This is a genomic window from Mycobacterium sp., assembly GCF_035506235.1.
Classification (GTDB): domain Bacteria; phylum Actinomycetota; class Actinomycetes; order Mycobacteriales; family Mycobacteriaceae; genus Mycobacterium.
The window spans coordinates 14806-36854 of record NZ_DATJPU010000261.1; the positions used below are offsets into that span (position 1 = coordinate 14806).

Annotated in this window: 20 protein-coding genes; 4 read left to right on the top strand and 16 right to left on the bottom strand. The window is 68.5% G+C overall.

Going from position 1 to position 22049, the window contains the following annotated elements:
- Positions 1–45: 45 nt before the first annotated feature.
- Genes VMD50_RS24395 through VMD50_RS24415 form a run of 5 tightly spaced genes read right to left on the bottom strand, consistent with a single transcriptional unit; the run spans position 46 to position 5193 of the window.
- Complete coding sequence (locus VMD50_RS24395; RefSeq protein WP_325431583.1) at positions 46–1116, bottom strand: ABC transporter ATP-binding protein; 1071 nt, start codon at positions 1114–1116, stop codon at positions 46–48.
- A 2-nt stretch (positions 1117–1118) separates the two neighbouring features.
- The gene (locus tag VMD50_RS24400) at positions 1119–1943 is read right to left on the bottom strand and encodes a carbohydrate ABC transporter permease (RefSeq protein WP_414686161.1); all 825 of its coding nucleotides are present in this window, start codon (positions 1941–1943) and stop codon (positions 1119–1121) included.
- A 4-nt stretch (positions 1944–1947) separates the two neighbouring features.
- Complete coding sequence (locus tag VMD50_RS24405) at positions 1948–2883, bottom strand: carbohydrate ABC transporter permease (protein ID WP_325431587.1); 936 nt, start codon at positions 2881–2883, stop codon at positions 1948–1950.
- Positions 2880–4202, bottom strand: a complete 1323-nt coding sequence (locus VMD50_RS24410; RefSeq protein WP_325431589.1) for an ABC transporter substrate-binding protein — start codon at positions 4200–4202, stop codon at positions 2880–2882. The genes VMD50_RS24405 and VMD50_RS24410 overlap by 4 nt, the downstream gene beginning before the upstream one ends.
- Positions 4192–5193, bottom strand: coding sequence for a sigma-70 family RNA polymerase sigma factor (locus VMD50_RS24415; RefSeq protein WP_325431591.1), 1002 nt, complete (start codon positions 5191–5193; stop codon positions 4192–4194). Before VMD50_RS24415 ends, VMD50_RS24410 begins: the two co-directional genes overlap by 11 nt.
- A gap of 167 nt (positions 5194–5360) precedes the next feature.
- Here VMD50_RS24415 and VMD50_RS24420 point away from each other — a divergent pair, with 167 nt between their 5' ends.
- Entirely contained in the window at positions 5361–5711 is a 351-nt protein-coding gene (locus tag VMD50_RS24420; RefSeq protein ID WP_325431593.1) for a DoxX family protein, read from the top strand.
- Positions 5712–5794: 83 nt separating this feature from the next.
- Here the strand turns inward: VMD50_RS24420 and VMD50_RS24425 are convergent, their stop codons facing one another.
- Positions 5795–6592, bottom strand: a complete 798-nt coding sequence (locus VMD50_RS24425; RefSeq protein WP_325431595.1) for a ketosteroid isomerase family protein — start codon at positions 6590–6592, stop codon at positions 5795–5797.
- Positions 6592–7152 (bottom strand): pyrazinamidase PncA, encoded by a 561-nt coding sequence (pncA, locus tag VMD50_RS24430; RefSeq protein WP_325431597.1) that lies wholly within the window; start codon positions 7150–7152, stop codon positions 6592–6594. Before pncA ends, VMD50_RS24425 begins: the two co-directional genes overlap by 1 nt.
- Before the next feature lie 97 nt (positions 7153–7249).
- Between pncA and VMD50_RS24435 the strand changes: the two genes are divergently transcribed.
- A complete protein-coding gene (locus VMD50_RS24435; RefSeq protein WP_325431599.1) occupies positions 7250–8203 on the top strand; it encodes a DoxX family protein in 954 nt (317 codons plus the stop codon).
- Between the two features lie 22 nt (positions 8204–8225).
- Here VMD50_RS24435 and VMD50_RS24440 read toward each other — a convergent pair whose 3' ends face one another.
- From VMD50_RS24440 to VMD50_RS24460, 5 genes are read right to left on the bottom strand one after another with little or no spacing between them, the layout of a single operon-like run.
- The gene (locus tag VMD50_RS24440; RefSeq protein WP_325431601.1) at positions 8226–8804 is read right to left on the bottom strand and encodes an ATPase; all 579 of its coding nucleotides are present in this window, start codon (positions 8802–8804) and stop codon (positions 8226–8228) included.
- A 9-nt stretch (positions 8805–8813) separates the two neighbouring features.
- Complete coding sequence (locus VMD50_RS24445) at positions 8814–9203, bottom strand: TA system antitoxin ParD family protein (RefSeq protein WP_325431602.1); 390 nt, start codon at positions 9201–9203, stop codon at positions 8814–8816.
- Between the two features lie 48 nt (positions 9204–9251).
- The gene (locus VMD50_RS24450) at positions 9252–9773 is read right to left on the bottom strand and encodes a gluconokinase (protein WP_325431603.1); all 522 of its coding nucleotides are present in this window, start codon (positions 9771–9773) and stop codon (positions 9252–9254) included.
- A complete protein-coding gene (locus tag VMD50_RS24455; RefSeq protein ID WP_325431606.1) occupies positions 9749–11758 on the bottom strand; it encodes a DUF7064 domain-containing protein in 2010 nt (669 codons plus the stop codon). Before VMD50_RS24455 ends, VMD50_RS24450 begins: the two co-directional genes overlap by 25 nt.
- A gap of 18 nt (positions 11759–11776) precedes the next feature.
- Positions 11777–13282: a carboxylesterase/lipase family protein gene (locus tag VMD50_RS24460; protein ID WP_325431608.1), complete on the bottom strand. Its 1506-nt coding sequence runs from the start codon at positions 13280–13282 to the stop codon at positions 11777–11779.
- An 80-nt stretch (positions 13283–13362) separates the two neighbouring features.
- On the opposite strand from VMD50_RS24460, the gene VMD50_RS24465 reads away from it, so the two are divergent.
- Positions 13363–14052, top strand: a complete 690-nt coding sequence (locus VMD50_RS24465; protein ID WP_325431610.1) for a hypothetical protein — start codon at positions 13363–13365, stop codon at positions 14050–14052.
- Positions 14053–14226: 174 nt separating this feature from the next.
- Here VMD50_RS24465 and VMD50_RS24470 read toward each other — a convergent pair whose 3' ends face one another.
- On the bottom strand, positions 14227–15189 hold the full coding sequence (locus VMD50_RS24470; protein ID WP_325431612.1) for an SDR family NAD(P)-dependent oxidoreductase: 963 nt from the start codon (positions 15187–15189) through the stop codon (positions 14227–14229).
- Positions 15186–16403, bottom strand: a complete 1218-nt coding sequence (locus VMD50_RS24475) for a cytochrome P450 (protein WP_414686160.1) — start codon at positions 16401–16403, stop codon at positions 15186–15188. The genes VMD50_RS24470 and VMD50_RS24475 overlap by 4 nt, the downstream gene beginning before the upstream one ends.
- Before the next feature lie 90 nt (positions 16404–16493).
- Between VMD50_RS24475 and VMD50_RS24480 the strand changes: the two genes are divergently transcribed.
- Complete coding sequence (locus VMD50_RS24480) at positions 16494–17120, top strand: TetR/AcrR family transcriptional regulator (RefSeq protein WP_325431614.1); 627 nt, start codon at positions 16494–16496, stop codon at positions 17118–17120.
- Positions 17121–17127: 7 nt separating this feature from the next.
- On the opposite strand, the gene VMD50_RS24485 is transcribed toward VMD50_RS24480, so the two are convergent.
- Positions 17128–19713, bottom strand: coding sequence for a sugar epimerase family protein (locus tag VMD50_RS24485; protein ID WP_325431616.1), 2586 nt, complete (start codon positions 19711–19713; stop codon positions 17128–17130).
- Between the two features lie 3 nt (positions 19714–19716).
- Positions 19717–22049 (bottom strand): type I polyketide synthase (locus tag VMD50_RS24490; RefSeq protein WP_325431618.1); only part of this gene is annotated, 2333 nt, incomplete at its 5' end.

Consider the following 22049-nt stretch of genomic DNA (forward strand, 5'->3'; position numbering starts at 1 on the left):
GAAGTCAACCTCCGGCGGCCCACAACTCCGCGTTCGGGAAGACCCTCAAGAAATTCGGCGCCCGTCCGTGCCGAAGAAGTGCAAGTGCCCGGGTTCGGGATGCAGGCGCACCCGGCTGCCCTTTTCCGGTGGGTGACGCCCGTCGGCGCGGGCGACGACGGGCTGACTGATCACCTTGCCCGAGCCGGTGATTCGACCGTAGAGGTAGGCGTCCGCGCCGAGCTCCTCGACGACGTCGACCTCCATCTCGACCCCGAGCCCGCCCAGTTCGAAGTGCTCGGGTCGCACCCCGACCACGACCTCGCTTGCGGCGCCGGCCATCTCACGCGGAAGCGCGATCGGCCAGTCCCCCAGCGACACCGAGGAGTCCGCTATCGGCAGGGTGAACAGGTTCATCGCCGGCGAACCGATGAATCCCGCGACGAAGACATTGTCCGGGTTGCGGTAGAGCTCGCGTGGCGTCGCGAACTGTTGCAGCACGCCGTCGCACAGCACGGCGACGCGGTCCCCCATGGTCATCGCCTCCACCTGGTCGTGGGTGACGTAGACCGTGGTGGTTCCGAGCCGGCGCTGCAGCGCGGCGATCTGGTTGCGGGTCTGCACCCGGAGTTTGGCGTCGAGATTGGACAGCGGCTCGTCCATCAGGAACACCTGCGGGCGGCGCACGATCGCGCGGCCCATCGCCACCCGCTGGCGCTGTCCGCCGGAAAGGTCTTTGGGTTTGCGATCCAGGTAGGGTTGCAGGTCAAGCAGTTTGGCCGCGGCCAGCACCTGCTCGCGGATCTCGGCCTTCGGGGTTTTGGCGATCTTCAGCGCGAAGCCCATATTCTGCGCCACGGTCATGTGCGGGTACAGCGCGTAATTCTGAAACACCATCGCGACGTCGCGATCCTTCGGATCGACGTTGGTGACGTCACGGTCCCCGATGCGGATGCGGCCGGAATCCAGCGTTTCCAGTCCGGCCACCATCCGCAGGGAGGTCGTCTTGCCGCATCCGGATGGTCCGACCAGAACGACGAACTCGCCATCCGCCACGTCCAGGTCGAGGCCGTCCAACGCGGGGCGATCCGCCCCCGGGTAGCGCCGCGTCGCCTGCTGGAAACTCACCGAGGCCACGGCTATCCGTTCATCCCGGTGACGGCGATGCCGCGGACGAAGGAGCGCTGCGCGACGGCGTAGATGATGACGAGCGGCACCATGATCAGCATGGAGGTCGCCATGATCACCGGCCAGCGCGCCACGTATTCGCCCCGCAGCCGAACCAGGCCCAGTGTCAGGGTCGCGAGGCTGTCGCGTTGCAGCATCAGCAACGGCCAGAGAAAGTCGTTCCACACGTTGACCCAGGTGAGCACCGCGAGCACCAGCACCGCCGGTCGCGCGTGCGGCAGCAGGATCCGCCAGTAGATCTGCCACGGCGAGCAACCGTCCAGGATTGCCGCCTCCTCGAGATCGGTGGGCAGCGTTCGGAAGAACTGCCGCATGAGGTAGGTGCCGAACGCGCTGCCGAACAGACCCGGCACGATCATCGCCCACGGCGTGTCCACCCAGCCGAGGGTCCGCATCAGGATGAACTGCGGGATGACCGTGACGGTCAGCGGCACCATCAGGGTGCCCAGGTACAACACGAACAGCGTGTCGCGACCGCGAAACTGCAGCCGCGCGAACGCATATCCGGCCAGGGAACAGAAGAAGACCTGCCCGGCCGTGACGCACCCGGCATACAGCACGGTGTTGAAGAACATGCGCCAGAACGGCATCAGCGAGAAAACCTCGGTGTAGTTCGACCACTGCGGATGCGCCGGCAACAGCTTCGGCTCGGTGACCTCGCCCTCCCTCTTCAACGAGCCGGACACCGCCCAGGCGATCGGGAAGAGCCAGCACCACGCGATCGCGAGCAGCGCCGTATAGACCACGACGCCGCGAAAGACGTTGCGGGTGAACACCCGCTCAGCCGAGACCACCGGAAGCCCCCAACGAACGTTGACGCGTGAGGCGCAGCTGCACCACGGTCAAGACGAGCAGGATCGCGAACATCACCCAGGCCAGCGCCGACGCGTAGCCGAATTCCAGGAACGAGAACGCGTGCTGGAAGAGCATGATGCCCAGCACGTAGGTCGCACTTTCCGGCCCGCCGTTCGCGCCGTTGAGGACGTACACCATGTCGAACGCCTGGAACGCGTGGATGATCGAGATGACCACCACGAACGACATGGCCCCCTTGATCAGCGGCACCGTGATGAACACGAACTGCCTTATCTCGCCGGCGCCGTCGATTTTGGCGGCCTCGTACACCGTTTCGGGGACTCCTTGCATCGCGGCCAGCAAGATGACGGTGGCGAAGGGCACGCTGCGCCATACGCTGAGGACGCATAGCGACACCATGGCCCAGTGGGGGTCCACCAGCCACGGGATCGGGCCGATCCCCACCCACCCGAGCATGATGTTGAGCAGTCCGTTGTCGGTGTTGAAGACGAACTGCCAGACGACCGCCATCACCACCGAAGAGATGGCCAGGGGCAGAAAGACAATGGTCCGGAAGATGCCGATGCCCTTGACTTTCCGGTTCAGCACGCCGGCCACGAGAAGGCTGACGACGATGCTCGGCACGACCGTGCCGACGGTGAAGATCACCGTGTTGCGGATGGCGATGAGAAACAGCGGGTCGGAGGTGAACAGCTCGCTGAAGTTCTTCAGGCCCACGAACTTTGGCGGCCTGAACACGTCCCAGTTCTGAAAGCTCATATACAGCGAGAAGACGAGCGGGAAGATCATGAACACCGCGACCGCCGCCAGGTTCGGCGCCACGAACAGACGACCGGCCCGGGCACGCCGCCGCCAAGGACCGGACCGTGTGAAACGGTTGCGGGTATCGGTCGATGTCATGGATTGCGCAGCACCTCGTCGAGGGCGGGCGACAGCGAGGTCAGCGACGTCGCCGGCCGGGACCCGCGCAGCACGGGTCCGAAGCTGCGGTCCATCAGCGCGACGACCTTTTCCCACGCCGGGGTGACCGGCAGTCCGTCCGAATACGCCGGCCCCTGAGTGAGCACGCTGAGGTTGCCGATCCTGTGGTGTGATTCGGCGAAGCCGGTTGAGTCGAGCGCGGAGCGCAGCACCGGCACGAAGAGGGTGGATTCACCGGTCAACGCCTGGCCGACGGGGCCAGTGGCGAATTTCACGAATTCCCATGCTTGGTCCTTGCGTTGACTGCTCGCGGAGATGGCCAGTCCGGTGCAACCGATATCCGAGCGGGCGGGCTGCCCCTGCCGGCGCGGTCCCACCGGCAGCGGGGTGACATCGAAATCGAGGTCGTCGGCGCGGATGAACGTCTGGTATCGCCAATGGCCACCCATCGCGATCGCCGCCTTGCCCGACGCGAACAGGTCGGACGTGGACATCGACTGCACCTCGGACGCGTCGGGCGCCACCCGATGTTTGTTGGACAGGTCGGCGTAGAACTGCACCGCCTCGATGAACGCGTCGTCGCCGAAATTGAAGCGGGTCGGGTTCGTCAGCGGGGTGGACCACGGCGCCCCGTTGTTCATGGCGAACAGCCCGGCCGAGTAGTACGAGAACCACAGGTTGACGAAACCCCACTGCGTGGCTCGCCCGGATCCGTCCCGCCTGGTGAGAGCTTTGGCGGTTTCCAGGAAATCGGTGAAACTCCACGGCCGCTCCCACGCGGTGGGTGGCGGGGGCACACCGGCCTCGGCGAAAAGCCGCTTGTTGTAGAACAGGTAGTTCCCCGACCACTGCTCCGGGAGGGCGTACTGGCCCCCGTTGAACGTGAAGGTGTCATACAGCGATGGAATGCCGTCCGATCTCAGTTCCGCCGCGAAGGCTCGATCGCGGGAGAGCATGGTGTTGAGGTCCTGCAACACCCCCCGGTCGGCGAGTTCGGCGTAGGTCAATTCCCACGCCATCAGCACGTCGGGGCACTTCCCGCCGGCGCAGAACGTCGACAACTGCTGCATCACGCCCGGCGCGGACAACACCGCCCGAACCTTGATGTCGGGATGGTGGCGCTGGAATTCCTCGACGACGCGCATCCTGCGATCCCGCTCGTCCGGGTTGGCCGCGAAGAAGAAGGTCAGCGCGTCGTCGTCGGGGGCGCAGCCGGCGGCCCAGGGGGCCAGCGACGCCGCCGTCAGCGCGCCCGCGCCGCGCAGCAGGCTTCGCCGCCCGAACGGCCTATCGAGCATGGCGCTCCCGATGTTGCGGGGCAGCCGGCGGCCGCGCCGGCTGTCTCCGATGTCCTTGGTACCCGATCGGGCTGTGGTGCGGGAATGGCGGGGCCGGCAGCGCGAGAACGGCCCGGCGCAGGCGGTCCGGATCGCCGGTGATGTCGATGGTGTGGATGCGGTTGTCGGCTCCCACGCCGATCCGCAGGAGGGCCCGTGCCCGCCCGCTCGGCGCGATCACGACGCCCGGAGCACCGTCGATGAGCAGGACGGCGCCGGCCTGCGCGCGCCGGGTGAAGTGGCGGGTCTCCTCGGCGACGTTTCGCGCGCCGCGCAGCTCGGCCGGCACGCCATCGGGGACCAGCGCCGGGTCGACCCGCCGGACCACGTCGGGCGCCAGCAACTCGAGCAGGGTGGCGATGTCGCCGCCGCGCGACGCCGCCAGAAACGCTTCCACGATCTCGAGGTGCTCGGCCGCCCGGCTGGACTCGATGGGCGGGCCGGCGTGCAATCGGCCGCGGGCCCGGCTTGCGAGCTTCTTGGCGGCCGCCGGCGACCTGTCCAGCAGGCCCGCGATCGTCTCGAACGGCATGGCGAACACGTCGTGCAGCACGAAAGCGACGCGCTGCGCGGGTGAGAGCCGGTCCAGGACGACCAGCAGCGCGGTGCTGACCGAGTCCGCCAGCAGCGCGGACTCATCCGCGGGCGCCGTCGCGGTCGCGGCGAGGCGATCGAGTTCGTCGGGGTCGGCGAGCGGCTGCTCGGCGCGCCGCTTGCGCACCCGAAGCTGGTCGATCGCCTCGTGGGCGGTGATTGTCGTGAACCAGCCGGTGAGATTGTCGATTCCCGCGGCGCCGCCGAACCCGTGCCGGCTGGCCTTCAGCCAGGCCGACTGCACCGCGTCGTCGGCGTCGGCCGGCGAGCCGAGCAGCTGATACGCGACCGACCTCAGGTGTCGCCGGTCCGCGTCGAACCGGTGCGCGAGATCCGCAAGATCTCTTGGTGCGTTCATGGTCACCTTTCCTGCGCGAAAGTCGTCAAGAAGATGAGCGCATCCATCGAACTCTCTGTCGCAAAGGAGACCAGCACCATGACCCTACCGATTGTGCGCCGCAACGCGCTCCACGGCCATTCGGCTCGCCGCTGCGGAAACTCCTGTAGGACAAGGGATTGACTCAAATGCATACCGCATACGTCGTGATCACGCTGACAACCGCCGTCGTCACCGCGGGAATCGCCGTGGCGGACCTCGTTCCCGCCGGGTTCGTCCTGGCGAACTCGGCCGAGGTCGGGGTGCCGCGCTCGTGGTTACCGCCACTGGCGGCGGCAAAGCTGGCCGGGGCTGCCGGCCTCGTGGTGGGGCTGCTCGGCCTGCCGGCGCTGGGAATCGCGGCCGCCGCCGGGCTGGTGCTGTTCTTCATCGGCGCCGTCATTACGCACCTGCGGGCGCGCGTCCTTTACAACATCGCCTTTCCCGGCGCGTTCTTGTGTTTGTCCGCGGCCACACTGGCGCTGATGATCGCGGGCTGAGGTGGCTGCACCGAGCGTGCACCCAGTGCGAAATTCGAAAGCGGTTTTTCGCAGCAGGTGCACGTTCGGCGAATCACTCGCGATCAGGCCGGAAAGTAGCGGATCCGATCGATCGCGTTGCCCGGCCATGCCGCGTCGACGAACACGATGCCGCGTCCGTGGGCCGAGTTGACCGAAACCGCGACCGTGGAACCCGCGCCGATGACCTTGGCCCCGCGGACCCCGTCGAGTCGTTCGACGAGCTCGGTGACGTCGAGCGGGGCGCTGTCGCCTAAAGTTATTGGGGCAGTTGCGGATAACGTACGGAGAGCGGACCGGTCCTTCCGCGCGACGGCGCCGAGGAACGTCTCCGCCAGTCTCTTGTGCCGCGCGCCGGGCCGCCGAAAGCCGGCGGCGAATCCGACGGTCCCCCGCAGCCCCTGGTTGGCCAGCAGACCACGCGACAGCTGCAGGCCCGGTGCCGCTGCGCGCGCACCGGTCCGCAGGAACTGCAGCATCATCGCCGGCAACTCCCAATAGGCGCGCAATTCGCCAATCTTCCAGCTGCCGTTGGCCTCTCGGAGGTCGTAACGCAAAATCGCCGGAATATACATCGTCACGGCGGAGCCCATCGACACCTCGAGCTCGAGGTCGCGCAGAACGACTGTGCCGAACACGATGTCGAGGTCGCGATGGAACTTGATGTCGCGCGGACCGATGAAAGTGTCGTAGAACCGGCAGATCTGGGTGTGTCCGCGATGCGGGCGGGATCCCACCGGGTCTTCGACGCGGCCGTCGGCGGTGAACAGCCCCACCCAGCCGGCGCGGTCGTGGGCGGCGGCCGCCTGCGGCGAACACTCCACCGCGGCGAGCAAGCGCTCCCGGTCCAACGGCACCACCATCAGTGGCCGCCCACCAGCTCGATGCCGACGCTTCGCATCTCCGCCAGGGCCTCCGCGGCCGAGCCCGGCGCCACGGCCGCGGTCAGGTCCACCAGCACCCGCGTGGACAGGCCGGCCCGCGCCGCATCCTCGGCCGTCCGCCGCACGCAATGGTCGGTGGCGATGCCGACCACGTCGACCGCTTCGACCCCGCGCCGCCGCAACCACTCGAGCAGCGGGGTCCCGTTTTCGTCGACGCCCTCGAAGCCGCTGTAGGCGGCGGCGAAGGCGCCCTTGCGGAATACGGCCTCGATCGGGCCGGTGTCCAGGTCGGGGTGAAAATTCGCACCGACGCTGCCCGCGACGCAGTGCGGCGGCCACGACGACGAATAGTCCGGATGATCGGAGAAGTGAGCACCCGGGTCGACATGGCAGTCCGCCGTCGCCACGACGTGGTCGTAACCTGGCTCGCCGGCCAGGTAGTCGTTGATGGCGGACGCCAGGTGCGCCCCGCCGCGAACCGGCACCGAGCCGCCCTCGCAGAAGTCGTTTTGCACGTCGACGATGATCAACGCTCGCACGCGTTCCACCCTATCCTCGGCGAGCCGCTAGCTGGGCGTTTGGCCGGGGCCCCACGCGACACTGTTTGTTTGCTGGTCAGCCGGGTAACCTGCTGTTATGTTGATCCGCAGAATCGCGAGGCCCCTGTTGTCTGCCGTGTTCATCGGCCAGGGAATCGACTCGTTGCTCAATCCCAAGCCCGCGGCGGAGGCCGCGGCGCCGGCGGTCGACGGTCTCCGGGCCTTGCCGGATCCCGTGGGCAGCAGCATTCCCAGCGACCCCCAGACGTTCGCTCAGATCAACGCGGCCGTTCAAATCGGCGGCGGCCTGCTGCTGGCCACCGGCAAAGCGCCTCGGCTCGCCTCGGCGGCGCTTGCATTCACGGTGCTGCCGGCCAACCTCGGCGCGCACATGTTCTGGAGTGAGAGCGACCCGCAGCTGAAAGCCCAGAAGCGCAAGGACTTTCTCACCGACCTGAGCCTGGTGGGCGGGCTGATGATCGCGTCCGCCGACACGGCCGGCAAGCCGTCACTGGGCTGGCGCGGCCGCCGGGCGGCCGAACGGCTCTCCGAAAGGGTGTCCTCGGCGCTGCCGGGATCCGACGATACGTTTGACGAACTCGGGGAACGGATCGTGCACGGCCTGCAGGTCGGCGCCGAGCGGGGGCGCGAGCTGGCCAGCACCGCCGCGGAAAGGAGTGCGCCCTACGCCGAGGCCGCCCTCGAACGCGGCCGCGAACTGGCCAGCACCGCCGCCGAACGGGGCGCCCCGTACGCCGAGGCCGCCCTCGAACGCGGCCGCGAACTGGCCAGCACCGCCGCGGAGAGGGGCGCGCCGCTGGCGAAGAAGGCGCGCAAACGCGGCGAGCAGTTGGCCGACACGGCGCGCAAGCGCGGCGAGGAGTTGGCCGACACGGCGCGCGACCGCGGGGCGGAGCTCGCGGAGATCGCGCGGTTGCGCGGCAGCGAGTTCGCCAGCACGGCGGCCGCGCGCGGCAGCGAATTGGCCGACGCCGCCCGCGAACGCGTGGGCGACGGCGTCACCACCCGCCGTCGCCGCCGCCCCTGGTAATTTCGCGAACGGGTAGACGCGCTCAGCGCGGCCAGCGCGACCGCAAAATCTCCGGCGCCCACGCCGGCCAGTCGGCTGTGCCGACCACCTCGCCGCCGGTGAGTTGGGCGACGATGCGCGGCCCCCGCAGGCGACTGCCGTCATAGACGGTGACGATGTCGGACAACGCGATGCCCTCGCCGACCGGTCCCCACAGCCGGCGGTGTCGCTGGCGAACCTTGGCCTCGGGCACGTCGTGGCCGCCGGCCAGCGCGCGGTGCCTGACGCGCTCGACCGCAAGGTCTTCCGGGACGAGCAGCACATGGAGGACGACGGTGAACCCCTCGCCGCGTGCGCTGCGGATCAGGTCCAGTTTCGACGGATGCGAAAAGACGGTCTCGGCAATGAAAGACCGGCCCAGCTCGATCAGCTTCGCGCGCGTGGCTGTGGCGATCTGCGCGGCGTCATAGGCGTGCGACGCCGGGTCCTCGGGCCAGCGCTGCCTGGCGATCTCGTCTGCGTTGACCACCAGGCTTCCGGGCAGCAGCGGCGACAGGGTGAAAGCGATGAACGTCGACTTGCCGGCGCCGTTCGGCCCCGCCACCAGGTCCAGTCGGTTCATCGGTGGCGGTCAGCGCTTGGAAGCAAGCACCACCTCGGTGCCATCGGGCCGGTGCTCGACGATATCGCCGGCATCGTTGAGGGCTACCGTGGTGATCCCCTGCCCGGCCAGCGCCGCACCGTAATCGGTGCGCGCCAGGCTTTCCTCGACGGCCGCCGAGATTTCGGCGTTGAACACCACACCCTCCTCGACGGTCAGTTCGCCGGTCGCCAACTGACCGGCCAGCGCCGCTTCCACCCGTCGCCGAGAGGCGGTGTGCTGGCTGGATACCGCGCGTCCGACCCGTGCCCAATGGTCGAGTTGTTGCTTGGCCGAACGGCTCTGGCGGGCGCCCTCGGACGCCGCACTGTCCATCAGGTCGGCGGCAACCCGCGTGACACGGTCGAGAGCCTCCGCCATGACATTCCTCCGTTCCTACGGCACTCCGTCACAGTCTGTAGCATAATGCTACAGTCCCGCCGATCGCGCCAGGAAGGTGTCGACGATGGCATCGACGCCCAGTCCGGCATCCACGGTGACGCCCGCTTCGTCGACGCCGAGAGGTTCCAGCGCGTCGAACTGCGACCGCAGCAGCGCGGCCGGCATGAAATGCCCGCGCCTGGCGGCCAGCCGGCCGCCGATGAGTTCCGGCGAACCGCTGAGGTGCAGGAACTCCATGCGTGGGCAGTGTGCCCGGAGCCGCTCGCGGTACGTGCGTTTCAGCGCCGAGCAACTCACCACCCCGCCGTCGGGGTGACCGGCCAACCATTCGCCGACCCGGTCCAGCCAGGGACGGCGATCCTCGTCGTCGAGCGGCTCGCCGGCGGTCATCTTGGCGATGTTGGCGGGCGGGTGCAGGGTGTCGGCGTCCACGAAGGGCACCCCCAGCCGTCGCGCCAACGCCGCCCCCACCGTCGACTTGCCCGATCCCGAGACACCCATCACCACGACGGGCGGGGTGGCGGCTACTCGGGCAGGTTGCGGTTCCATTCCACCCAACCGACACCGCTGCGGCCGTCCGCCGTGCTGACGCTGACCCAGGCGCGCGGGAACTGGCTCACCCGCCCGTCGGCGGCGGTCAGGCGCACCGGCGCCTGGCCGCGCACCCCGAGGTCCGCACTGACGCCACCGGGCTTGAGATCCAGTGCGGCGGTCAGCGGTAATCCGTTGGCGCCGAAGGCTTCCCGCGATTCGACGGTATCCAGCTCGGTCACCGCCCGGTCGGCGCCCTGAACATAGCCGACGCTGAACGCCGGGGCGCCCGGGATACGGATGTTCACCCCGTGCAGGTGGGTGCCGTCGTCGAGGTGCAGCGCGCTCCAGATCCAGTCCATGCTCCACCAGTCGCGCACCCCCCAGGAGTGGTCGCGCTGGCCGGGAACCGACTCGACGCGATAGCTGGTGTCCCCGATGCTGACGGTTCCCGAGACGGTGCAAGGAATTTCGTAACGCGTGGTCAGCCGGTACTTGTACGGCGTGCCGTCGGTGGCCCACTCCAGATTCATCGTCATCTCGACGGGGGTTCCCGGCTCGCCGCGCAACAACGCCGACGGGTCGGCGTAAGCCTGCGCGTGAGCCCGGACGTCGACGCGGTACGCCCGCAGCGGTGCGGTGGCGGAGTGGCTCATTTCGAAGGCGTCGGTGCGCAACACCCACGGGTCCTCCGGCAGCGGGACTTCGGCATCGACGGCCACGGTCGGCCTGTCGGGCCCGCACAGCAGCGCGTGCACCAAGGCCTTGCGCTGGTTGGCTATCCGGCCGATGCGGAACCAGCCGCCCAATCCCTGTGCGGCATCGGCGAAGTCGGCGTACCAGCTCTCGCTCCACAGCGGTTCGGCGGTCGGGTCGTGAGACTGCTCGTCCTCCTCCGAGGGCCGCAGCGGCTCCACGGCCACCGCGGCGGGCAGGGTCGCCAGCGCGTCGGTGTCGAGCACGTGGTCGCAGTTGCGTCCCAGCATCGTCGTGAACATCCGGTCACCACGGTCGGTGCGTTCAACCAGCATCGACGAGACGATCGCCATCATCACACCGAAAAAGCTTTGGCGCCGAACCCCTTCGGCGACGTCGGCGATGCTGATCGGCGCGTCCGGGCCCAGCGCCTCGTGGTAGGTGCGCAGCAGTTCGTCGTAGCGCTCGCGGCGATCCTGCGTCCGCAGCGCACAGCCGAGGAAGTATGACAGGTCCGTCAGCGCCGGCCCCCAGGACACGGTCTGCCAGTCGACGACGGTCAGCGGGCGGTCGGCTCCGGCGGTGCCGAACAGCATGTTGTCCAGCCGATAGTCGCCGTGCACCAGGCCCCGGATGCGGCCCTCCTCCGACTCCTGGGCGAGATAGCCGTCGAACGCGGCCACCAGGCGTTCGCACACGACGCGGTGCTCGGGGGCGATCCGGTCGCCGTACCGGTCGATGAAGCCGGCGTACAGCGGGGCGATCATCGCCTGGTTGAGCGGCGTGTCGCGGTTGAGCCACGGCGCTTCGGCCAGCGATGCGTCCCCGAGCAGTGGCCCGTGCAGCCGTCCCAACTCGACGACGCCGAGGCGGGCCTGTTCGGTTGTGGCACCGGCGATTTCGTCGCCGACGACGGCGGGTCCCGCGTCGCCGAGCAACAGGTCGAACGCGCCCGTCGCGGTGTCGACGGCGGCGTGGTAGCAGGGCGCTATCGGCCCGCCCAGGCTCGGCGCGATGTCGCCGTAGAAGCGGACCTCGCGCTCGTAGAGCCCCAGCGCCGACCCCGTCTGCCGGCTCACCGGGTCGGAGGCCGCGACCTTCAGCACTACCGACTCGGGTCCCCGGGCCGCGGCGTCGGCTTCCGAATCGGCATAGGTGAGCCGGACGCGGTAGCACTCACTCATCTGGCCGGTGCCGATGCGCTCCACGGCGAAGCCGGCAATGGGTCCGGCGCCGATCGCGGCGGCCAACCACGAGGCCGTGAGATCGCCGGGTCGTTCGATGACTTGCTCGGTGTCGGCATGCATGACGGTCAGCGTGCCAGGTCAACGCGCCAGTGAGAAGCCGTCCCACGCCATTCGGCGGTGGGGGTGCGGATCGAACTCGATCCGGCTCTTGCGGTCGAACACCATCACGGCGCGGTCGTCGAGGGTGTAGGGGGGCCAGTCGTCGCCCGGCGAGCCCGTGCGGCTGAAGGCCCGCCACCGCCGTTGCACGTGATTGCTGACCCGCAGCGCGGCGCGTCGATCGGCCGCCGCGGTCAGCAGCGCCCCGAACCGGGTGCGATAGACGTCGAAGACCGCCAGCAATTCGGTGGCGTGCGTTGCGCCCAGGCCCGACCAGCGCAGCGTCCGCGGGGCATAGTCGTACCGGTATAGGTAGGTGGGCGCGTGGCTGCCGTGGGCCTCGGCGATCTGCCAGGCCGCCGAGCTGAACGCGAAGTCGCCGCCGAGCTGGATGCAGGCCGACGGCGCGGGGTAGCCCGGGTAGGCGGCGGTGATGCGTTCGCGGGCAGCCGATTCCGTGTCGGCCAGCAACTCTTCGATCATCGACTCGTTGGTCGGCAGCATTTTCAGGAAGCGGGTGAACAGCCGGCCCTCTTCGGCGTTGGTACCCACGATGAGCGGCACCCGATGCGCCCGGCCGGTCCGCATGGCCTCGACGGGGTCGACGGGCAGGACGTCGTCGCCGAACACCGGGCCGATCGGGAACGCGCCCAGCCTGTTCTCCATGCCCTGCTCGATCAGCCGGTGTTGGGTCTCCACGAATTGCGCCGCGGACGCCCGCATCAACGCGCTGGCCGCGTCCTCCCGGCGGGCGCCGAGCAGGTGGGCGAAGCGCGTCGCGAACTCGGCGGCGGTTTCCCGCGACCGCACCATGCCCGAGGCGGGACTTTCCGAGATCGCCTGGGCGAACAGGCCTTCGGCCGCGGGCACCGCCAGCAGCGTGGCGGTGATGTGCGCGCCCGCGCTCTCCCCGAAGATGGTGACCTTGGCCGGGTCGCCGCCGAATTCGGCGATGTTGTCGCGAATCCACTGCAGCGCCATCACCAGGTCGCGCAGGTAGAGGTTGCTGTCGACGGTGATCTCGGGTGTCGAAAGCGACGAGAGGTCCAGGCATCCCAGGGCGCCCAGGCGGTAGTTGACCGACACGTACACGCAGCCGCGGCGCGCCAGCGCCGCCCCGTCGTACAGCGGCGTGGCCGAGCTGCCCAGGATGTAGCCGCCGCCGTGAATGAAGACCATGACCGGTAAGGGCTTGTCGGAGGCGACTTCCGGCGTGACGACATTGAGGGTGAGGCAGTCCTCGCCCATGGGCTGGTAGCGGCCGACCCCGAGCATGGTGTAGCGGCGCTGCTGCGGCGCGCAGTTGGTGAAGCCGTGGCAGTGCCGCACACCCGACCACGGCGGCGACGGCTGCGGCGCCCGAAGGCGCAGGCGTCCCACGGGGGGTCGGGCGTAAGGGATGGATCGCCAGCGGTTTACGCCATCGCGGGTGAAGCCTTCGACGGTGCCGGCGGTGGTGCGGGCGCGGATGGTGCGCTCATGCATAACAGTGACGGTAGCCGACACTGCGGTCCCGGGGCGCGGGTAGCGGCCGAATTCCGAGGCGTGGCGGTTAGCCTGGCGGGATGCGGATCGCCGCGCTGGTCGCCGTCACATTGCTGGTCGCCGGATGCTCGCACCCGGCCGGCAACAACTCGGGACAGCCACCAACCACCTCGGGAACCTCGGCCGGGACCGCCCCGACGACGACCGGGCCGCCAAGCAGCAAACCGCCGGCACCGTCCGCGGCGCCGGGCGCCGGCGCCGCGATCTCCGATGTCATCGCCTGGATCGAAGCAGGTCACCCCGCCGACCCGGGCCGCTATCACACGGCGACACACGACGGCGTCGCCACACCGCTCGGCAACGACGTCGCGCTGACCGCCCAGGCCGGCAAAGTCTCGTGCATGACCGATTCCAAGCACACCGGCGGTGCGCTGGCATGCCTGGTTAACCTGACCAATCCCCCGCCGCGACCCGACACGGCCTACGGCGAATGGAAGGGCGGCTGGGTCGACTTCGACGGAACGAACCTCCAGGTCGGGTCGGCTCGCGCCGATCCGGGTCCGTTCCTCAACGGCAACGGACCCGAGCTGGCCAACGGGGATTCGTTGTCGTTCGGCGACTACCGGTGCCGCGCCGATCAATCGGGCCTGTTCTGCGTGAATTACGCCCATCAGTCGGCGGTGCGGTTCGCCGCCCCCGGCATCCAGCCGTTCGGTTGCCTGAAGTCGGTGCCGCCGCCGGACGGCGTCGGAACGGCGTTCAGCTGCTGAGCGGCCGTGCTTGGCCCAACGTCGACTTGTTGGGTGCAGTTCCGAAGATTTGGCGCAACAACCCGACGCTGGGCTCATCGGTGCTTGAATGTGCCGCATCCGCGCTTCGGCGTGGACCATGTGCCGATGGACGCCGAGGATCCCGAAAACCGTATCGTCGAGCTAGAACGTCAACTAGTCGGGCCCGTCGGCGACGGTGGCGAACAGCTCGGTCATTTCGTCGGCGGGCCCGCGCGGAACGGTGTAACCGGTTTCGTCGCGGATCTCGGCCAGGTGATCGCGCACGTCCTCGACGGAGAGTGCGGGGCGGTAGAAACCCCTTGTCCGACCGATGAAGAACCGCGCGACGTGCCCGGCGCCCACCGTGTAGATCTCCCCCGAAACCGAACAGTCCCGATGCGTCAGAAAGGCGGCCACCGGAGCCACCAGTGCCGGTTCGAGTTTCTGAAGATATTGGCTGACAAGGTTATCCAACACCGCCTGCGCATCCGCATCATCCGCCCGATCGGCACCGTCAACCGAGTGCGCCAGCATCCGCGTGTACGCGATCGGGGCGATGGCGTTGGCCTTGATGTCGTGGCCGGCCCCTTCGGCCGCCAGCACCCGGGTGAGGCCGATCAGCCCGGTCTTGGCCGCGCCGTAGTTGCTCATGCGTTCGGCGCCAAGGATTCCCGCTGCCGAGCAGGTGTTCAGGATCCGGCCGTAGCGCCGCCCGCGCATCACCGCCCACGCGGGCCGCGTCACATAGAACGCACCCCGCAGGTGCACATCGATGAGGGGTTCAAGCCGCTCGGCGGTCATGTCCTCAAAGGGGGCATCCCCGACGATTCCGGCGTTGTTGATCACGATGTCCACCCGCCCCCAGGTGTTAAGCGCGGTGTCGATGATCGCCTGGCCACCTTCGGGAGTCGTCACGCTATGCGTGTCGGCGACCGCCCGGCCGCCGGTTTGGCGGATCTCATCGACGACGGCGTTCGCCGCCCCACCGTCGGAGCCATCCCCGGTCAACGAGCCACCCGTGTCGTTAACGACGACGCGCGCGCCGCGGGAGGCAAGCAGCATTGCGTATTGTCTGCCCAATCCCCCGCCGGCGCCGGTGATCACGGCGACTTGGTCGTCGAACCGCAGGTTGCTCACCAACTGACCGGTAACTCTTTCATGCCGTAGATGTTGGCGTCTTTGAACCTCAGCTCCTCCGGCGTCACCGCCAGTTTGAGCCCGGGCAGGCGTCGCGCCAGCGTCGCGAACGCGACCTGCATCTCGACGCGGGCCAGATTCGCTCCAATGCATTGGTGCACGCCGTACCCGAAGCCCAAGTGCCCGCGGGCGTTTCGGCCGGCTTCGAAGGATTCGGGGTTGTCGACGAATTCGGGATCCCAGTTTCCGGCGGGCAGGTTCATCATGACGAACTCCCCGGCGCGGATCAGCTGACCGCCGATCACGAGATCTTCAGTTGCCACGCGATCCACCTGGCTGTGCACGATGCTGAGGTAGCGCATCAGCTCTTCGACGATATTTGCAATGACGGCTGCGTCGTCGGAGTGTCCGAGCAACTCGAACACATCGGGATGTTGCAGCAGCGCGACCGTTCCCAACGAGATCATGTTGGCGGTGGTTTCGTGGCCCGCCTGCATCATGATCACACCGTTCATGGCCGTGGTGGCATGGTCGAGTTGGCCTGTCGCCACATATTCGGTGACCAGGCGGCTGATCAAGTCGTCGCCGGGTTCGCACTCCTTGCGCTGCACCAACTCCTCGATATAGGCGTACATCGCCCCGAAGGCTTGCCCCTTCTCCTCGTCGGTAGAGCTCTGGCCCAACCCCACGGTGGTGTGGTGCTGAAAAAGCCCGAGGTCCTCCGGCGGCACCCCAAGCAGCAGCGCGATCACCAATGACGGCACCGGCAAGGCGAATTCACGCACCAGATCGGCCGGCGCACCCTTATCGACCATCTGGCCGAGATAGTGGTCGACCGTGGCCTGGATTTGCGCCCGCATCGATTCGCAACGCCTGAAGGTGAAGTTGCTGGTCATCATGCGCCGCAATCGATGATGCTCGGGGTCGTCGGTGCGCGCGAACATCACCGGGATCTTATTGTCGGCGTCCGTCGGCATGATGGCGTCCGGAATAGTCTTCGCGGACAGGCGGGGATCGACCAGCGCCGCCCTGATGTCCTGGTAGCGGCTCACCACCCAGACCGGGTTTCCCTGAAACATCGCCCGACGCAGGCCCGGCTCGTCGCGCCAGCTCACGAATTCGGGTGGGGACGCAAGCGGGCAATGCGCGGTCCGCGGGACGGGCAGCACAGGAAGATCAGCGTCGGAGTGGATTTCGGAAGTTGTTGACTTCACCGGCGTTTCCTGTTAAGTGGCAGATAGCTGTCAATTTTACGAGCGTAGAACCCTCCCAACTGTCAGTCAACCGTCAGTTAGGCTGTCACAATGACCGCCGTCGAGGACCGGCCGTTGCGCGCGGACGCCGCCCGCAACGCCGAGCGCATCCTGCGCGCCGCGCGGGCCGTCTACGGCGAACTGGGGCCGGATGCGCCCATCGAAGCCGTCGCCCGTCGCGCCGGGGTCGGCGAGCGAACGCTCTACCGCAGGTTCCCGGCCAAAGCCGACCTGGTCCGGGCGGCCCTGGATCAAAGCGTCGCGGAGGATCTGACGCCGGCGATCGAGGACGCGCTGCGCGTGGAAGACCCACTGCGCGGCCTCCACCAATTGATCGAAGCGGCAATAGGACTCGGCGCCCGTGAACGACACCTGCTCACGGCCGCGCACCGGGCCGGGTCGCTGACCGCCGACATCTCGGACTCGCTGAACCAGGCACTCTACGAGCTCGTCGGCCGCGGCCAGCGGGCCGGGCGCGTTCGCCCCGACCTGGTCGCCGACGATCTTCCGCGCATGATCGCGATGCTTTACGCGGTGCTGCCGACGATGGATCCGGACAGCGATGGCTGGCGACGCTACGTTGCCCTCATGCTCGACGCCGTCTCCGTGGGTGAGGGAGAGCCGCTACCCGCCGGCGCTGCTTTACGCATTTCGGAGCCCAGTAGCTGGCGCGTGTAATCGGCGGTTACGCGTTGCCTTCGGGGGCCGCTTCGAGCACGCGGATCTCGCCGCTGGTTCCGTCGACTTCGACGAGCGCTCCCGGCGGCAGGGAGCGGGTGGCACCCTGAACGTCGACCACGCAGGGGAAGCCGAATTCGCGGGCCACCACGGCCGCGTGCGACATCGGGCCGCCCAGCTCGGTCACCACGGCCGCGGCGTAGCAGAACGCGGCGGTGTAGCCGACGTCGGTGACCTCGGCGACGAGGATCTCGCCCGGTTGCAGGTCGTCGATCGTCTCGGGCCGCACGATCCGCACCCGGCCGCGCACCCGTCCCCCGCAGACACCGACCCCGCGCAGGGTGTCACCGCTGCCCAGCGCCGACGACGCCGTAACGGACGGCTGCCAGCTGCCGCTGAACACCATCGGCGGCACGACGCCCGCCAACCTGCGGCGCTCGGCCCGGCGCCGGGCCACCAGCCCGCCCACATCGACGGGAAGCGCGTCAAGCTCGTCGACCAACAGGTAGAACACATCGTCGGCCGTGGCGAAGATTCCGGCGTCCACGGCCCTGCGCCCATACTCGCGCATCAGGTTGCGCAGCACCCAGTTGGCCCGCACCATTTTGTCGCGACGGACTTCGCGATCGCGAAGTTGGTGTCCCGCCAGGCGCGCAATCGGCTTGGCCCGCAGCGGAATCCGGGTACGTTCTGGCTGCGGTGCGGGAGGTGCGCTCATCGCTTTGATCACCATGCGTACGAGCAGCTCGGGATCATCGGCGTAGCTGGTCGACAGCATCTCGAGTTCGGCCGGGCCGCGATGCCCGATCAGCGCCAGCTCCGCCAGTACCGCGGCGTGAAATTCAGGCGCCTCGACGGCCAGCTTGCCCAGTCGCTCCCCCGGTTCAGCCAGCAGCGTCGTCACTTTCGGGTCGCGCTGCGCGGCGACCACCAACCGCTGCATAGCCTCGACCGATCGCGCACTGACTAATTCCGGTCCCGCGGGCGCGGCGGTGTCTCGCCCACACAAACCGCGCAACAACACGTTGAACGCGGCGCATAGCATGAACGACGCTGAGGCCAGCACCCAGCCGTGCACCACATCGTCGCGCGCCAACGCGATCAGGCTCAGCAACCGGCGATCGTCGAGGCGAGAGACGTTGTCGTCGGCGAGGCGTTCCAGGCGATCGACATCGGCAACGAACTTGTGGGTGTCGCCCGCCGACCCGGCACTGAGGCCGATCAGGTTGACGCCGAATACCCCGATGTTGCGAACGGTCCGCAGTTGCCTTCTCAGACGGCTGGTTTCGGAGCGCGGGCGCTCCGCCCCGAAGATCGGCAACGACGCCATACTGGGGCCGAAGAATCCGCTGTTGCTGACGATCGTCGCGGGTTTGGCGAAAGGCACCGTTTCGGCCATGTAATGCGCCGAGGTGATGGCGCCATAGAGCCGGTTGGCGAACACCGCGACCGTGCGCATCGCGATTTCGCGCTGGATGATGCCGCCGGGCCGTAGCCGCTCGGCGATGGCCACGCCGCCGGCGCGCAGCCCGCGCACGGTCACCGAAGCCGACGCCGGCGAGAACGGGCCGGGCAGCGCCTCCGACAAATTGGTGGCCAGAAAGGTGGGGAAGCGCGGGTCGATGGGGGTGTCGAACTCCCCGTTATCCCCTGCCGGGCCAGCCCAATTGGGTTTCACGCCGTCCTCGCTCGGCGCGTCGACGGCGGGCAGGTCGCCGATGCTGGTCATCCGCCAGGGCAGCGATAGCACCCGCTTGCCCACGGTGACCCGGCCGCGAACCACGATCGCGAAATCCTCGACACACTCACCGGAGCTCCATGCCGGCCGGAACCCCCACTGCTCGCGCAACCGCGCGGTATCCATGAAGGGAGCGCTCTGCAGCATCTGCAGCTCGGCCGGTCGCACGCCGAACCGCACGATCGGGCGTCCGAGCGCCGCGGCGACCCGCCGCAAGGTCAGTTCGCCCGGTGCGGCGAGATTGACCGGGCCGCTGCCGACTTCGATGTCGACGATCGCCCGGTGGAACAGTCGAAGCGCGTCGTCGAGGTGGACGACCTGCATGCGGCGATCGGCTGCGCCGCCGGGAAACGCCGGTAACGCCAACACCCGGCGTACCCAGTTGTCGACGCTCCGGCCGAGAATCGGCGCGGAGCGGATAACGACCCATTCCAGGTCCGAATCCTCAAGCATCTGTTCGACGCGGGCCTTGTGCACGCCGTCGGGAGCGAGGGGGGTTCTCGCGTCATGCTCGGTCTTGGGCGCGTCTCCCCCGCCGTAGACGTGCGCCGACGACGGGAAAACGATGCGCCGGGCCCCGGTTTCGGCGATCGCCTCGAGGACGTTGAGCGTTCCCCCGACGTTGACCTGCTCGCTGTTACGGGCCCAGCCGCAATGCGCGACGACGTCCGCACCGGCGATGGCGCGCTTGACCGCTTCCGCATCGCGAATGTCTGCCTCGACGAAATCTGCTACGGTCGGCCAACTTTCGGGACGATGCCGGGCGATGCCGGCGACATCGTGGCCCTGGGTGAGCAACCGGGCGGCGAGGCCGCGGCCGAGCACGCCGCTCGCCCCGGTAATTGCGATTCTCACTGGCTACTCGTCGTCATCGTCGCGCAACGCCGCGTTGACCAGCGCGTCGAGGTCCATGCCCGCGATGTCCGTTTCGGTGGTCGCCGCGGGGGCCGCAGGACCGCCGCTGTCGGCTTCGTTCGCCAACGCGAGCAGCAGTTCCAGCACTCCCGCCTGCCGCAGGCGCTTGACCGGAATGGACCCCACCACGCGCTGGATCTCGGCCTCCCCGGGCGCGGCGGCCGGGGCCTGCTCCTCCGACGAGCCGACGAGTTCTCGGTACATGTAACCGGCCAGCGCGGCCGAGTTCGGGTAGTCGAAGATGAGCGTCGGCGAAAGGGCAAGCCCCGTCGCGGATTTCAGCCGGTTGCGCATCTCGACGGCGGTCAGCGAGTCGAAGCCCAACTCCTGGAACGCCCGGTCCGGATCGATGGACTCGGGGCTCGAGTTGCCCAGCACCGTGGCGATGTTGGACCGCACCAAGTCCAACAGCACCGCCTGCTGCTCGTCTTCGGGCAGCCCCTCGAGGCGCTGCAGCAGAGCCGATTTCGATTTCGCCGCGGCCAGCGAGTCGTCAACCTGCCGACGGGTCGGCGCGTTGATCAAATCGACGAACATCGGCGGCAACGTGCCGTTGTCGAACTTGACCCGCAGTGCCGCCAGGTCGATGTGGGCGGGCAACATGAACGGCTCGTCGACGATCAGGGCGGTATCCATCAATTCCAGCGCCTCATCGGAGGACATCGCGACGATGCCGTCGCGGCCGAACCGGGCACGGTCCGCGGTGCCCAGCGCGCCGGTCATGGCGCTGGCCTGATCCCACAGACCCCAGGCCAGGGATATCGCCGGCAACCCCTGCTTGCGCCGGTGCACGGCCAGCCCGTCGAGGAAGGAGTTGGCGGCCGCGTAGTTGGCCTGGCCCGATGCGCCCGCCAGCCCGGCCATCGACGAAAACATCACAAACGCCGACACATCGAGCTCACGGGTGAGCTCGTGCAGGTTCCACGCCGTGTCGACCTTGGCGCGCAACACCGCCTCGATGCGTTCCGGCGTCAGCGACGAGATCACCGCGTCGTCAAGGACCCCGGCCGCGTGGATCACGCCGGACAGCGGTCGCTGCACCGGAATATCGGCGAGTACCTTGGCGACGACCTCGCGGTCCGCCGCGTCGCAGGCGACGACCTGCACCTGGGCACCGGCCGCCGTCAGCTCGGTCATCAGCTCCGCGGCCCCTGGGGCATCCAGACCGCGCCGGCTCATCAGCACCAGGTTGCGCGCGCCGTGCCGGGCCACGACGTGGCGCGCCAACGCCGAACCCGCCATCCCGGTCGCGCCGGTGATCAGCACCGTGCCCGCCACCCAGGCGTCGGGCATGCTCATCACGACCTTGCCGACGTGCCGCGCCTGGCTCAGGTACCTCAGGGCGGCCGGCGCACGCCGTATGTCAAACCTGGTGGCCGGCAACGGTTGTAGCACGTCGTCGCCGAACAGCGCCGCCAACTCGTCGAGCATTTGCTGGATGCGCTCCGGTCCGGCCTCGAAGAGGTCGAAGGCGCGGTAGCGCACACCGGCGTGGTCGCGGGCGACGGCCTCGGGGACGCGGATGTCCGTCTTGCCCATCTCCAGGAACACCCCGCCGGGGGCGACCAGCCGCAGCGAAGCGTCCACGAAATCGCCGGACAGCGAGTCGAGCACCACATCGACGCCGCGCCCGCCGGTGACCGCCCGGAACTTGTCCTCGAAGTCCAGGCTGCGCGAGTCGGCGATGTGGTCGTCATCAAAGCCCATGGCCCGCAACGTGTCCCACTTGCCGTGGCTGGCCGTCGCGAACACCTCCAGGCCGAGGTGCCGGGCCAATTGCACGGCCGCCATGCCCACCCCGCCGGCGGCGGCATGCACCATCACCCGCTGGCCGGGCCGGACGCCCGCCAGGTCGACCAGCGCGTAGCGCGCCGTCGCGAACACCACCGACGCGGTCGCGGCGGCGGTGTGTGACCAGCCGGCCGGCACCTTGACCAGCAGCCGCTGGTCGGTGGTGGCGATCGTCCCGGTCCCGTCCGGGAACAGGCCCAAGACCCGGTCACCGACCGCGAAACGACTATCGGGCGAGGCGGTTTCGACAACGACACCGGAGCCCTCGATGCCCATGACCGCGTCGGGGTCGGGATAGAGGCCCAGCGCGATCATGACATCGCGGAAGTTGGCCGCGATGGCCGACATGGCAACGCGGACCTGACCCGGACCCAGCGGCGCATCGGCATCGGGGATCGGCTCGAGCCGCAGATTCTCGATGGTGCCGTAGCTGCTCATACCCAGCCGCCACGGCCCCTCGTCGGGCGGCACCAACAGACCACCCA